Source organism: Massilia sp. HP4 (genome assembly GCF_005222695.1).
GTDB lineage: Bacteria > Pseudomonadota > Gammaproteobacteria > Burkholderiales > Burkholderiaceae_D > Telluria.
The window spans coordinates 106,003-117,922 of record NZ_STGG01000048.1 but is presented as its reverse complement, the minus strand read 5'-3'; the positions used below and the strand labels follow the sequence as shown (position 1 = coordinate 117,922).

At 65.4% G+C, this 11,920-nt stretch carries 14 protein-coding genes; 3 read left to right on the top strand and 11 right to left on the bottom strand.

The annotated features are described in order from the left end of the window. Position 1 precedes the first annotated feature (1 nt). The 9 genes from paaK to paaA form a co-directional block, all read right to left on the bottom strand. Positions 2 to 1,327, bottom strand: a complete 1,326-nt coding sequence (paaK, locus tag E8M83_RS18285; RefSeq protein ID WP_137174937.1) for a phenylacetate--CoA ligase PaaK — start codon at positions 1,325 to 1,327, stop codon at positions 2 to 4. Between the two features lie 25 nt (positions 1,328 to 1,352). Then, positions 1,353 to 1,790, bottom strand: coding sequence for a hydroxyphenylacetyl-CoA thioesterase PaaI (gene paaI, locus E8M83_RS18280; RefSeq protein WP_137174782.1), 438 nt, complete (start codon positions 1,788 to 1,790; stop codon positions 1,353 to 1,355). Continuing rightward, the gene (gene paaH / locus E8M83_RS18275; protein WP_137174781.1) at positions 1,780 to 3,309 is read right to left on the bottom strand and encodes a 3-hydroxyacyl-CoA dehydrogenase PaaH; all 1,530 of its coding nucleotides are present in this window, start codon (positions 3,307 to 3,309) and stop codon (positions 1,780 to 1,782) included. Before paaH ends, paaI begins: the two co-directional genes overlap by 11 nt. A gap of 2 nt (positions 3,310 to 3,311) precedes the next feature. Continuing rightward, positions 3,312 to 4,103 carry a 2-(1,2-epoxy-1,2-dihydrophenyl)acetyl-CoA isomerase PaaG gene (paaG, locus tag E8M83_RS18270; protein WP_137174780.1) on the bottom strand — a complete coding sequence of 264 codons (792 nt, stop codon included), beginning with the start codon at positions 4,101 to 4,103 and terminating at the stop codon, positions 3,312 to 3,314. Between the two features lie 37 nt (positions 4,104 to 4,140). After that, positions 4,141 to 5,217 carry a 1,2-phenylacetyl-CoA epoxidase subunit PaaE gene (gene paaE / locus E8M83_RS18265; RefSeq protein WP_137174779.1) on the bottom strand — a complete coding sequence of 359 codons (1,077 nt, stop codon included), beginning with the start codon at positions 5,215 to 5,217 and terminating at the stop codon, positions 4,141 to 4,143. 7 nt (positions 5,218 to 5,224) lie between these two features. Continuing rightward, on the bottom strand, positions 5,225 to 5,737 hold the full coding sequence (gene paaD / locus E8M83_RS18260; RefSeq protein WP_137174778.1) for a 1,2-phenylacetyl-CoA epoxidase subunit PaaD: 513 nt from the start codon (positions 5,735 to 5,737) through the stop codon (positions 5,225 to 5,227). After that, on the bottom strand, positions 5,737 to 6,489 hold the full coding sequence (paaC, locus tag E8M83_RS18255) for a 1,2-phenylacetyl-CoA epoxidase subunit PaaC (RefSeq protein ID WP_137174777.1): 753 nt from the start codon (positions 6,487 to 6,489) through the stop codon (positions 5,737 to 5,739). Before paaC ends, paaD begins: the two co-directional genes overlap by 1 nt. Before the next feature lie 8 nt (positions 6,490 to 6,497). Next, on the bottom strand, positions 6,498 to 6,782 hold the full coding sequence (gene paaB / locus E8M83_RS18250; RefSeq protein ID WP_137174776.1) for a 1,2-phenylacetyl-CoA epoxidase subunit PaaB: 285 nt from the start codon (positions 6,780 to 6,782) through the stop codon (positions 6,498 to 6,500). Between the two features lie 70 nt (positions 6,783 to 6,852). Next, on the bottom strand, positions 6,853 to 7,842 hold the full coding sequence (gene paaA, locus E8M83_RS18245) for a 1,2-phenylacetyl-CoA epoxidase subunit PaaA (protein WP_137174775.1): 990 nt from the start codon (positions 7,840 to 7,842) through the stop codon (positions 6,853 to 6,855). A 118-nt stretch (positions 7,843 to 7,960) separates the two neighbouring features. On the opposite strand from paaA, the gene paaX reads away from it, so the two are divergent. After that, positions 7,961 to 8,896: a phenylacetic acid degradation operon negative regulatory protein PaaX gene (gene paaX / locus E8M83_RS18240; RefSeq protein ID WP_137174774.1), complete on the top strand. Its 936-nt coding sequence runs from the start codon at positions 7,961 to 7,963 to the stop codon at positions 8,894 to 8,896. Positions 8,897 to 8,972: 76 nt separating this feature from the next. Then, the gene (locus E8M83_RS18235; protein WP_137174773.1) at positions 8,973 to 10,106 is read left to right on the top strand and encodes a M14-type cytosolic carboxypeptidase; all 1,134 of its coding nucleotides are present in this window, start codon (positions 8,973 to 8,975) and stop codon (positions 10,104 to 10,106) included. A gap of 58 nt (positions 10,107 to 10,164) precedes the next feature. Here the strand turns inward: E8M83_RS18235 and E8M83_RS18230 are convergent, their stop codons facing one another. Beyond that, positions 10,165 to 10,662: a DoxX family protein gene (locus E8M83_RS18230; protein ID WP_137174772.1), complete on the bottom strand. Its 498-nt coding sequence runs from the start codon at positions 10,660 to 10,662 to the stop codon at positions 10,165 to 10,167. Between the two features lie 99 nt (positions 10,663 to 10,761). On the opposite strand from E8M83_RS18230, the gene E8M83_RS18225 reads away from it, so the two are divergent. Next, on the top strand, positions 10,762 to 11,679 hold the full coding sequence (locus tag E8M83_RS18225) for a LysR family transcriptional regulator (RefSeq protein ID WP_137174771.1): 918 nt from the start codon (positions 10,762 to 10,764) through the stop codon (positions 11,677 to 11,679). Here E8M83_RS18225 and E8M83_RS18220 read toward each other — a convergent pair. Continuing rightward, positions 11,676 to 11,918: a hypothetical protein gene (locus E8M83_RS18220; RefSeq protein WP_137174770.1), complete on the bottom strand. Its 243-nt coding sequence runs from the start codon at positions 11,916 to 11,918 to the stop codon at positions 11,676 to 11,678. The two genes, E8M83_RS18225 and E8M83_RS18220, sit on opposite strands and share 4 nt — an antisense overlap. Positions 11,919 to 11,920 lie beyond the last annotated feature (2 nt).

Sequence of the window (11,920 nt, the reverse complement as noted above, 5' to 3'; positions counted from 1 at the left end):
GTTATGGTTTGGGACGGCGGTCGACCACGCGCCGGGCCTTGCCGGTCAGGGTGCGCTCGATGCCTTGCGGCGGCATCAGGGTCACGCGGGTGGTCACGCCGACATAGGTCTTGATGCAGTGCTGCAGGTCGCGGCATAGCGCGTCCACCGATTCGGATGGCAGGGCGCAGTTGTTTTCACCTTCGCGCAACTCGCACAAAACCTCGAGCGTGTCGAGATGGCCGTCGCGCGCCACCACCAGCTGGTATTGCGGCGCCAGCGCCGGCATCTTGAGGATCAGTTCCTCGATCTGGCTCGGGAACACGTTCACGCCGCGGATGATCAACATATCGTCCGAGCGGCCCGTGATGCGGCCCATGCGGCGCATCGAGCGCGAAGTCGGCGGCAGCAAACGGGTCAGGTCGCGCGTGCGGTAGCGGATGATCGGCAGCGCCTCCTTGGTGAGCGAGGTGAACACCAGCTCGCCCTCTTCGCCATCCGGCAGTACTTCACCGGTATCGGGGTCGATGATCTCGGGGTAGAAATGGTCTTCCCAGATCACGGGGCCGTCCTTGCTCTCGATGCATTCGCTGGCCACGCCGGGGCCCATCACTTCGGACAGGCCGTAGATGTCGACCGCGTCGATGCCGGCGCGGGTCTCGATCTCGCGCCGCATCGCATCGGTCCACGGCTCGGCGCCGAAGATGCCGACCTTGAGCGACGATTGCGCCGGATCGAGCCCCTGGCGCGTGAACTCCTCGACGATATTGAGCATGTACGAGGGCGTGACCATGATGATCGATGGCTTGAAGTCGCAGATCAGCTGCACCTGCTTCTCGGTCTGGCCGCCCGACATCGGGATCACGGTGCAGCCCAGGCGCTCGGCGCCGTAATGGGCGCCCAGGCCGCCGGTGAACAGGCCGTAGCCGTAGGAGATGTGCACCAGGTCGCCCTTGCGCCCGCCCGCGGCGCGGATCGAGCGCGCCACGACGCTGGCCCAGGTATCGATATCGTTTTGCGTGTAGCCGACCACGGTCGGCTTGCCGGTGGTGCCGGACGACGCATGCACGCGCACCACCTCTTCGCGCGGCACGGCGAAAAGGCCGAACGGGTAATTGTCGCGCAGCGTCTTCTTCTCGGTGAACGGAAACTTCGCCAGGTCGGCCAGCGTCTTCAGGTCGCTCGGGTGCACGCCGGCCTCAATGAAGGCCGCGCGGTAGTGCGGCACGTTGTCATAGGCGTGCTGCAGCGTCCACTGCAGGCGTTGCAGCTGGAGCGCCTGCAACTCGTCGCGGCTGGCGCGCTCGATCGGTTCCAGCTCGCCGTCAGCAGGAATACGTTGGACCATCTCGATCTCCTCTTCGGTTTTTGATTCACGCATCCATCGGCACCAGGGTGCCGTTGATGCGGTGCGACTTGCCCCGGAACAGCGCGATGGTGCGCCCGTCCTGGTCGGTCACGGCGATGTCGTAGACGCCGGTCTTGCCCTGCAAGGCCTGCTCGACCGCCTCGGCCACCAGCACGTCACCTGGCCGGCCGGGCGCCAGGTAGTCGATCGTGCAGCCGGCGCCGACGGTGTTGAAGTTGTGCGAATTGCAGGCGAAGGCAAAGGCGCTGTCGGCCAGCATGAAGATGTAGCCGCCATGGCAGGTGGCGTGCCCGTTGAGCATGTCGTCGCGCACCTTCATCGACATGCGCGCATAGCCGGGGCGGATCTCGTCGAGTGTCATGCCCAGGCTGCGGCTGGTCGGATCGCGTTCGAACATCGTGCGGCCGGCCAGTTCGGCCAGCCGTTGTGCATCAAGCTGCATGAAAGCGTGCTCCTTGGGGATCGGCCGCCAGCTTGCGGCGCAGCAGCGGCGCCACGCGATAACGGTCTTCGCCATAGGTCGCGGCCAGGTTCGACAGCACGGCCACGACCTGGCGCAGGCCGATATTATCCGCCCAGGCCAGCGGGCCACGCGGATAGTTGACGCCCTTCTGCATCGCGATGTCGACGGCGCGGGCGCTGCACACACCCTGGTTCACCGCATCTGCGGCCTCGTTGGCCAGCATCGCCACGGTGCGCATCACGGCCATGCCGGGCACATCGTCCAGGCGCGTCACGGCAAAACCCGCAGCCTGGAACAGGCCGACCGCGGCTTGCCAGGCGCCGTCGCTGCACTGGTCGGCGCGGGCCAGCGCGATGCGGGTGGCGCCGGCGGCATCGAGCAGCAGGTCGAACAGGATCGTGTCGCGGTGGCCGTCCATCTCGGCGCGTTCGGTGGCGCTGCGACCATCGGTGAGGTGGATTGCGGCGCCCTCGCAATACAGGCCGGGCGCGGCCTCGATGGCGACCGGCTCGAGGCCTGCGCCGCGCAGGCGCCCGGCGAGCGCGTCGATCATGCCAGGAGCACCCGCATAGCGCACTGTCGACGGCTTGCTGCCTGCCGCTTCGGTCTGCGGCGCCGGCTTGGCGACATCGTCGCCATAGCGATAGAAGCCGCGGCCCGTCTTGCGGCCCAGGAAGCCGGCGCTGACCAGCTCCTGCTGCAGGATCGATGGCGTGAAGCGCGGGTCGTTGTAATAGGCGGCAAACACCGAGTTCGTGACCGAGAAGTTGACGTCGTGGCCGATCAGGTCCATCAGCTCGAAGGGACCCATGCGGAAACCGCCGCAGTCGCGCATCACGGCGTCGAGCGTCGCCACGTCGGCGGCCTGCTCCAGCAGCAGGCGCAGGGCCTCGGCGTAATATGGCCGGGCCACGCGGTTGACGATGAAGCCGGGCGTCGATTTGGCGTGCACCGGGCTCTTGCCCCAGCTTTCGGCGGTGGCGTGGACGACGTTCGCGACTTCACGGTCGGTGGCCAGGCCACTGATCACTTCGACCAGCGCCATCAGCGGCACCGGATTGAAGAAGTGCATGCCGACCAGGCGTTCCGGGTACTTGAGTTGCGCGCCGATGGCCGTGACCGAGATCGACGAGGTATTGGTGGCCAGGATGCAGCGCTCGCCGACGATGCTTTCAAGCTCGGCGAACAGGGCGCGCTTGGCGTCCAGGTTCTCGACGATGGCCTCGATCACGAGGACGGCGCCGGATGCTTCATGCAGCGACGCGATGCGCTTGAGGCGCTCGCGCGCCAGGTCGGATTCGACCGCGCCCATGCGGCCCTTCTCGACCAGTTTTGCATAGGTCTGGCCGATGCCGGCGATGGCCTTGTCGGCGGCATCGGCGCGGGTATCGAACAGCAGCACCTGGTGGCCGGCGGTGGCCGCCACCTGGGCGATGCCGGCGCCCATGGCGCCGCTGCCGATCACGGCGACCGTGCTGCCTGGAGGGATGGCGTGCATCTTCACTCTCCCTTGAAATGCGGCGTGCGCTTGGCGATGAAGGCGGCCACGCCTTCGCGGTAGTCGTGGCTGTAGCCGAGTTCGCGCATCATGTTCGCCTCGAGCTGCAACTGGTCTTCGAGCGAGTTGGCGTAGCTGGCCTGGAATGCTTTCTTGGTGAAGGCGAGACCCTTTGTCGGCGCCGCGGCGAAGTGTTCGGCCATGGCCATGGCTTCGTCCATTAGCGCTTCGTCGGGCACGCAGCGCCAGATCAGGCCCCATTCCTCGGCCTTTTCGGCGCTGAGCTTTTCGCCCAGCATGGCCAGGCCCATGGCGCGCGCATGGCCGATCAGGCGCGGCAGGTGCCAGGTGCCGCCGGTGTCGGGGATCAGGCCGAGTTTACTGAAGGCTTCGATGAAGCTGGCCGATTTCGCGGCCAGCACGATGTCGCAGGCCAGCGCCAGGTTGGCGCCGGCGCCTGCGGCCACGCCATTGACGGCGCAGATGACCGGCAGCGGCAGGTTCTTCAGGGTGAGCACCAGCGGGGCGTAGTACTTTTCGACCGATTCGCCCAGGTCGACGCTCGGCGCGCCCGGGTCGACGGCGCGGTCGGACAGGTCCTGGCCGGCGCAGAAGCCGCGGCCGGCGCCGGTCAGCACCAGCACGCGGACCGATCTGTCGGCCTGCACACGCGTGAGGGCGTCGCGCACTTCGAGGTGCATGGCCTGGGTGAAGCTGTTCAGGCGGTCGGGGCGGCTCAGGGTCAGGAGCGCGATGCCGTTCTCGATCTTGAACTGGATACTTTCGTAAGTCATGCCGGTCTCCGTGTTTGGTTTCATGACGTCGCAGCTGTTATTCGTGGATGTCGAAGTCGACGACGACCTTGTCGGTGACGGGGAAGCTCTGGCAGCTCAGCACGAAACCGCGGGCGACTTCGTAGTCCTCGAGCGCGTAGTTCACGTCCATCTCGACTTCGCCATCGAGCACCTTGCAGCGGCAGGTCGAGCACACGCCGCCCTTGCACGAGTAGCGCATGTCCAGCCCGGCGCGCAGGCCGGCGTCCAGCAGCGATTCCTTGTCCTTGTCCATTGTGAAGCTGGCGGCGTTGCCGTCCATGATCACGGTCACTTCGGTCAGGTTTCGTGCCTCCGACGCCACGGCGCGCGGCTTGCGCTCGCGCGTCGGTGCGCTGGCGGCGAACAGCTCGATGCGGATCTGTTCCTTGGCCAGGCCGGCTCCCTGCAGCGAGCGCGAGACGCCGTGCATCATGTCTTCGGGGCCGCAGATGAAGGCGATGTCGATGTCCTTGATGTCGATCCAGTGGCGCAGGAACTGGCCGCATTTTTCTTCGGTGATGCGGCCGTTGAACAGTTCGATGTCCTGCTGTTCGCGGCTCATCACGTACACCAGGCGCAGGCGGCCCATGTACTGGTCTTTCAGGTCGGTCAGTTCGTCGCGGAAGATCACGCTCGACGAGGCGCGGTTGCCGTACACGATGGTGAAGCGGCTTTCCGGTTCGGCCTGCAGCGTGGTCTTCACGATCGACAGGATCGGCGTGATGCCGCTGCCGGCGGCAAAGGCCAGGTAGTGACGGCTGCTGGTCGCGTCGAGCGGCACGTTGAAGTTGCCGCTCGGCGGCATCACGTCCAGGGTGATGCCGGGCTGGAGGTGCTCGTTGGCCCAGCCCGAGAACAGGCCGCCGCTGCAGCGCTTGATCGCCACCCGCAGCTGCGCGTCCTGCACGGCCGAGCAGATCGAATAGGAGCGGCGCACGTCCTCGCCATCGATCGTGGTGCGCAGGGTCAGGTACTGGCCCTGGCGGTAGGCGAAGGTGTCCTTCAGCTCGGGCGGGACGTCGAAGGTGACGGCGATGGCGTCGCGCGTCTCGTGCTTCACTTTCGAGACGGTCAGTGGATAGAACTTGCTCATGCTGGCCTCAGTGGCATTTGAAGTAGTCGAACGGCTCGCGGCAGTCGAGGCACTTGTACAGCGCCTTGCACGGGGTCGAGCCGAATTCGCTGGTCAGTTGGGTATGGGGCGAACCGCAGTGCGGGCAGCTGACGTCGGGCGCCGCGCGGCGGCGGATGCCGGCGTGCAGGCCGCTGATGTCGATCGCCTGTTGCACCGGCGGCGCGATGCCGTAGCCTTTCAATGCCGCCTTGCCGGCGTCGCTCATCCAGTCGGTGGTCCAGGCCGGCGACAGGCGGCTTTCGATGCGGACGTTCCCGATGCCGTGCGCGTGCAGGGCTTCGCTGACCGAATCCGAGATCACTCCCATCGCCGGGCAGCCGGAATACGTTGGCGTGATCGTGACCACGCAGGCGTCGTCTTCCAGGCGCACGTCGCGCACGATGCCGAGATCGACCACCGAGATGACCGGGATCTCCGGGTCGGCGACGTCGCCGAGCCAGCTCCAGACCTGTTCGACGCTGACGTCCTGGGCAGTCATTACCAGCTCGATCCCGGATAGGCGCGCTGCAGGAACTGCATCTCGGCCAGGATGAAGCCGAGGCGTTCGCTGTGGCGGCCCTGCTTGCCGCCGCGCTGCATCCAGGCCTCGGGCGACGGCATGGTCAGCGTGGCGTCCGCAAACACCTCGGCCATGTGGTCGAGGCACTGCTTGTGGATCGCATCGACCGGCGGAGCGACGCCCTGCCCTACCATCGCGTTGTCGATCTCGTCGTAGATGAACATCTCGCCGCTATACATCCACAGCTCGTCGAGCGCGGCCTGCATCATGGCGCGGCTCTTGTCAGTGCCGTCGCCCAGGCGCACCACCAGGTCGCCGCTGCGGCGCAGGTGGTAAGTTACTTCCTTGATCGACTTGGCGGCGATCTCGCGGATGCGTTCATCGCTCGAGCGGGTCAGGCCGTCCATCAGGAAGTAGTGCCAGGTATCGAACAGGAACTGGCGGGTCAAGGTGTCGGCGTAGCTGCCGTTGGGCTGCTCGACCAGCAGGCAGTTGCGGTAATCGTGAGCGTCGCGCAGGAAAGCGAGGCGGTCTTCGTCGCGGCCTTTTCCTTCGAGTTCGCCGGCATACGCCAGCCACATGCGGGTCTGGCCCAGGAGGTCGAGGGCGACATTGGACAGCGCCATGTCTTCCTCGAGCGCGGGGCCCTTGCCGACCAGCTGGCACAGTTGCTGCGACAGGATCAGGGCATTGTCGCCCTGGCGCAGCAGGTACTGGAATTTGGCGTCCATCTGCGCACTCACAGGTTTTTCACTTCTTCCGGCATCGGGAAGAAGGTCGGGTGGCGGTAGACCTTGCTGTTGGCCGGCTCGAACAGCGATTCCTTGTCGGACGGGCTGCTGGCGACGATGTCGGCGGCGCGCACGACCCAGATCGAGACGCCCTCGTTGCGGCGGGTGTAGACGTCGCGTGCGTTGTTGACCGCCATTTCGGCGTCAGGGGCGTGCAGGCTGCCGACGTGCTTGTGGGCGAGGCCGTGCTGGCTGCGGATGAAGACTTCCCACAGGGGCCATTCTTTGCTCATGATGTGTCTCCGTGATGCGTACAGATAGCGCGAACATAGGTTGAACGCGTCGGCGGCGAAGCCGCCAACCCTACGCGGCGGCTTGTTTGGCGGCTTGCTTGTCGGCGTGGGCGACGAGGGCGTCGCGGAACCATTCGCCGTCGTCCCAGGCTTTTACGCGCGTACGCAGGCGCTCGCGGTTGCAGGGGCCGTTGCCCTTCAGGACGTTGTGGAACTCGGACCAGTCGATCTCGCCGAAATCGTAGGAGCCGCGTTCGGCATTCCACTTGAGGTCGGGGTCAGGCACCGTCAGGCCCAGGTATTCAGCCTGCGGCACGGTCTGGTCGACCATGCGCTGGCGCAGCTCGTCGTTCGAGAACAGCTTGATGCGCCAGGCCGTCGATTGCGCGCTGTTGACCGATTCGGCATCGGACGGACCGAACATCATCAGCGAAGGCCACCACCAGCGGTTGAGCGCATCCTGGGCCATTGCCTTCTGCTCGGGCGTGCCCCTGGCCAGCGCCATCATGATGTCGTAGCCCTGGCGCGCATGGAAGGATTCTTCCTTGCAGACGCGGACCATGGCGCGGGCGTACGGCCCATACGAGCAGCGGCACAGCGGGATCTGGTTGATGATGGCCGAGCCGTCGACCAGCCAGCCGATCGCACCCATGTCGGCCCAGCTCAGGGTTGGATAATTGAAGATGCTCGAATACTTGGCCTTGCCGGCATGCAGGGCCTGCAGCAGTTCGTCGCGCGACACGCCCAGCGTCTCGGCGGCGCTGTACAGGTAGAGGCCGTGGCCGGCCTCGTCCTGGATCTTGGCCAGCAGGACCGACTTGCGCTGCAGGGTCGGCGCGCGCGTCACCCAGTTGCCCTCAGGGAGCTGGCCGACGATCTCGGAATGCGCGTGCTGCGAGATCTGGCGGATCAGCGTCTTGCGGTACGCTTCCGGCATCCAGTCCTTCGGTTCGATCTTGATCCCGGCGTCGATGCGCGCCTGGAACGCCTGCTCTTCGGCGCTCATGTCCTGTTCTGTGCGGACTTTCTTGAGGCCGGTCTCCACCATTTGTGCGTACATAGCTCGTCTCCGTGGTTCTCTACAATTGCAAACCCGTCCGAATCATAATACGATACAAAAAACTTGATGTACACAATAATTTTGAATCATATCACTGCACGAAAACTTGATTGCCATCATGAAACGACTGTCTTGCACTGAGTGGATCGCCCACAGCCTGGCCACCGATCCGCCGCGCCACAAGTCGCTGGTGGTGACCGTGTGCGGCGACACGATCGCGCAGCACGGCGGGGGTTTCTGGCTGGGGAGCATGATCGAGTTGCTGGCGCCGCTGGGCGTGGGCGACCGGCTGGTGCGCACCAGCGTGTTTCGCCTGGTGCAGGAAGGCTGGCTGACGGCCAGTCGCGAAGGCCGCCGCAGCCGCTATGCAATCGAGCCGAAGGCGCTGCCCCGCTTCGAACGCGCCAACCGCCGCATCTATTCGGCGCCCGGCCTGGACTGGGACGGCCGCTGGACTTTTGTACTGGCGCCGCATGGAAAAAGCGGCAGCATCGACAGCGAATTGCGCACCTTGCTGCGCAAGGAACTCGAGTGGGAAGGTTTTGCGATGCTGGCGACAGGCGTGATGGCGCATCCTGCCCCCGAGCGCGACACGCTGCGCGAGATCCTGGCACGCGCCGATGCCACCGACAAGGTGTTCGTGTGCCAGGTGGACGAACTGCCGGGCATGGCCTCGCGCCCCTTGCCCGAGCTGGTCGGCGACTGCTGGAATCTCGACGCCGTGGTGGCCGCCTATCGCGGCTTCATCGACAGCTTCGCGCCGCTGCCAGCGCTATTGGCGACGGGAGACTTCAGTCCCGAGCAGGCGTTCGCGATCCGTACCCTGTTGATCCACGCCTACCGCCGGGTGCAGCTGCACGATCCGATGCTGCCGCTGGCCCTGCTGCCACAGCCGTGGCCGGGGACCGACGCCCATGCATTGGCACGTGAAATCTACCGCCTGTGCCATGCGCGCGCCGAGGAGCACGTGCTGGTCATGCTGCGCAAGGAAGACCCGGCAACGCCAGGCGCCGACGCTGCCTATCACGGCCGCTTCGGCGGATTGCGGGATTGACAAGCGGACCACGAGACCACGCCCAAAAGCGGGTATCATTTCCGCTTCGACGCCTTTCCCAACACAGGACAACACCATGTCTATCAAGATCAGCAGCCAATTCGACGCTGGCGCCATCGAAGTCGTGAACGCCACGAGCGCCAACGCCATCGACCTGAACATCCGCAAGGACTCGCACGCCGACATCATCCAGTGGTTCTACTTCCGCCTGCAGGGCGCGCAAGGCGAAGCCTGCAGCATCCGCCTGCTCAACGCCGGCAACGCCGCCTATCCGGCCGGCTGGGAAGGCTACCAGGCGATGGCGAGCTACGACCGCGTGAACTGGTTCCGCGTGCCGACCGCGTTCGATGGCCAGGTGCTCACCATCGAGCACACCCCGGGCATGGACAGCGTGTATTACGCCTATTTCGAGCCGTACTCGTGGGAACGCCACCTGGAGCTGCTCGACCGCGCCCAGATGGCCGAGAACGTGCGCATGCTCGACCTGGGTTCGACCGTCGACGGCCGCGACCTGAACCTGCTGGTGATCGGCGAGCCTGCCGAAGGTAAAAAGAAGGTGTGGGTCATCGCACGCCAGCACCCTGGCGAGACGATGGCCGAATGGTTCGTCGAAGGCATGCTCGACGCGCTGCTCGACCCGGCCCACCCGTTCGGCCGCCAGCTGCTGAAGGAATCGGTGTTCTACGTGGTGCCGAACATGAACCCGGACGGCTCGGTGCGCGGCAACCTGCGCACCAATGCCGCCGGCGCCAACCTGAATCGCGAATGGCTCAATCCGAGCATGGAGCGCAGCCCCGAGGTGTTCCTGGTGCTCAAGAAGATGCACGAGACCGGCGTCGACCTGTGCCTGGACGTGCACGGCGACGAAGGCCTGCCCTATGTGTTCGTGGCCGGCAGCGAATCGCTCCCGAACTTCACCAAGGAACAGGGCGAAGCACAAGACCGCTTCATCGCCGACTTCAAGATCGCCAGCCCGGACTTCCAGGACGTGCACGGCTACGGCGCCACGCCCTACACCGACGAGACCCTGACCATGGGTTCGTCGCACATCACCCACGCCTTCGGCTGCCTGTCGCTGACGCTGGAACTGCCGTTCAAGGACAATGCGAACGACCCGGATCCGCAAGTCGGCTGGGACGGCGCACGCAGCGCGCGCCTGGGCGCGGCGGTGCTGCAGCCGGTGCTGAACGCGATCCGCGCGGTCAAATAAACGCTCTACCGATGAAAAACGCTCCGCAAGCCGGAGCGTTTTTCATCGTGCGCCCGCGTCAGATCGACATCCCGAGCCGCCGATCCAGCGCGAAGCGGCCGCTGCCGCGCACCGCGATGTACAGCGCAAGAAAACCCATCAGGAAGGGAAATTCGATGCCACGGTCGATCCAGGGCCAGGTGGGGCCGAGCGCGTAGCAGATGCCCGCCATCTGCAGGGCGATCAGGAGGCCGACCGGCCGCGCCCAGAATCCCAGCGCCAGCATCAGCGCGCCGCCCGTTTCCAGCAGCATGACAAGGAAAGCCAGCTGCGGCGCGAACGGCAACCCCATCACATCCTGGATCAGCCGGGTCGATCCCGCCATCGGATCGGCCATCGATCCATGCGAAACGCCCAGCGCCTTGGGAAGCCCATGAGTCAGCATGACGATGCCGAAGACCAGGCGCAACAGGGCATACAGGACGGGTTCGGCGTGCCGGTAGACGCTCTCCAGCTGTGGAACCAGCAGGCGTTCGTGCGCTGCAGCCGGGCCGGTGTCGTGGTGGCGCGTATTCATCGTTCATCCTTGGTGTCGTGATCGGTTGCCCATCTTGCCGGTTGACGCCGCTTGGATAAAGATGCTGAAATTGGCTAATTAATCCATCATTTCTCAACAATGGACCGTTTCGATGCATTAAAGCTCTTCATTCGGATCGTGGAACGGGAAAGCTTCACCGAGGCGGCCCAGGTGCTTGGCATGCCGCGTGCGACCGCGACCCACGCCATCAAGGAGCTCGAAAAACGGCTCGGCGCGCGCCTGCTCGAACGCACCACGCGCCAGGTCAGGCCGACCCTGGATGGCCAGGCCTTCTATGAACGCAGCAAGCGTGTGCTGGCCGAACTGGAAGATGCCGAAGCGTCGCTCAGCACCCACATCGCCGATCCACGCGGGTCGCTGCGCCTGGACCTGCACGGCGCGCATGCGACCATGATCATCCTGCCGCGCATCGGCGAATTCCACGACCGCTATCCCCACATCGACGTGGTGCTCAGCAGCGGCGACCGCCTGGTGGACCTGGTCGGGGAAGGCATCGATTGCGTGGTCCGCGCCGGGCATCCGCGCGATTCCACGCTGGTTGCCCGCAAGCTGGCCGACCTGCCCGAGATGATCTGCGCGAGCCCGGATTACCTGGCCCGGCATGGCGTGCCGCGCCATCCGCGCGACCTGGCGCAGCATCGCGGAATCGGATTTTTTTCACGAGGTAATCCCAACCAGTTTCCGTTCACGCTCATGGTGGATGGCCAGGTGACGCAGTTTGCGGCCAATGGCTGGCTGTCGGTGAGCGACGCCGAGTGCTATACGGGCGCTGCGCTGGCCGGTTGCGGCCTGATCCAGGTGCCACGTTTCAGGCTGGAAGAACATTTGAAGACCGGGCGCCTGGTCCAGGTACTGGCAGAGTGGCCATGTCCCGACTTGCCGGTGTGCGCGCTGTATCCCTTCCACCGCCAGCTGTCGCCGCGGGTGCGGGTGTTCATCGACTGGGTAGGCAGCCTGTATGCGGAGCGCTTTGGCGCAGGGGTGGCGCCGGACTAGAGCGCCACGCCGAGGTGCGACTGCACCCACGCGTTCGCATCGTCGCTGCTATCGAAATGCAGGCTCGCGATCGCGGTTTTATCCGGCGCGAGAAAGGTGGCGTACACCTTGCGGCTGTCCGCGCCGCCCGAGCTGAGCAGGTCGGATTGCGGGGCCAGCTCGACCGTGGCCACCAGGTCGAGATTGAGCAGCACCGTCTTGGGGCTGCTTTCCTTGTCGATACGGACGAATCGGCCCATGG

Coding starts and splice junctions, on each gene's coding strand:
- paaK (WP_137174937.1), bottom strand. CDS start 1,327: ATGGTCCAACGTATTCCTGCTGACGGCGAGCTGGAACCGATCGAGCGC.
- paaI (WP_137174782.1), bottom strand. CDS start 1,790: ATGCAGCTTGATGCACAACGGCTGGCCGAACTGGCCGGCCGCACGATG.
- paaH (WP_137174781.1), bottom strand. CDS start 3,309: ATGCACGCCATCCCTCCAGGCAGCACGGTCGCCGTGATCGGCAGCGGC.
- paaG (WP_137174780.1), bottom strand. CDS start 4,103: ATGACTTACGAAAGTATCCAGTTCAAGATCGAGAACGGCATCGCGCTC.
- paaE (WP_137174779.1), bottom strand. CDS start 5,217: ATGAGCAAGTTCTATCCACTGACCGTCTCGAAAGTGAAGCACGAGACG.
- paaD (WP_137174778.1), bottom strand. CDS start 5,737: ATGACTGCCCAGGACGTCAGCGTCGAACAGGTCTGGAGCTGGCTCGGC.
- paaC (WP_137174777.1), bottom strand. CDS start 6,489: ATGGACGCCAAATTCCAGTACCTGCTGCGCCAGGGCGACAATGCCCTG.
- paaB (WP_137174776.1), bottom strand. CDS start 6,782: ATGAGCAAAGAATGGCCCCTGTGGGAAGTCTTCATCCGCAGCCAGCAC.
- paaA (WP_137174775.1), bottom strand. CDS start 7,842: ATGTACGCACAAATGGTGGAGACCGGCCTCAAGAAAGTCCGCACAGAA.
- paaX (WP_137174774.1), top strand. CDS start 7,961: ATGAAACGACTGTCTTGCACTGAGTGGATCGCCCACAGCCTGGCCACC.
- E8M83_RS18235 (WP_137174773.1), top strand. CDS start 8,973: ATGTCTATCAAGATCAGCAGCCAATTCGACGCTGGCGCCATCGAAGTC.
- E8M83_RS18230 (WP_137174772.1), bottom strand. CDS start 10,662: ATGAATACGCGCCACCACGACACCGGCCCGGCTGCAGCGCACGAACGC.
- E8M83_RS18225 (WP_137174771.1), top strand. CDS start 10,762: ATGGACCGTTTCGATGCATTAAAGCTCTTCATTCGGATCGTGGAACGG.
- E8M83_RS18220 (WP_137174770.1), bottom strand. CDS start 11,918: ATGGGCCGATTCGTCCGTATCGACAAGGAAAGCAGCCCCAAGACGGTG.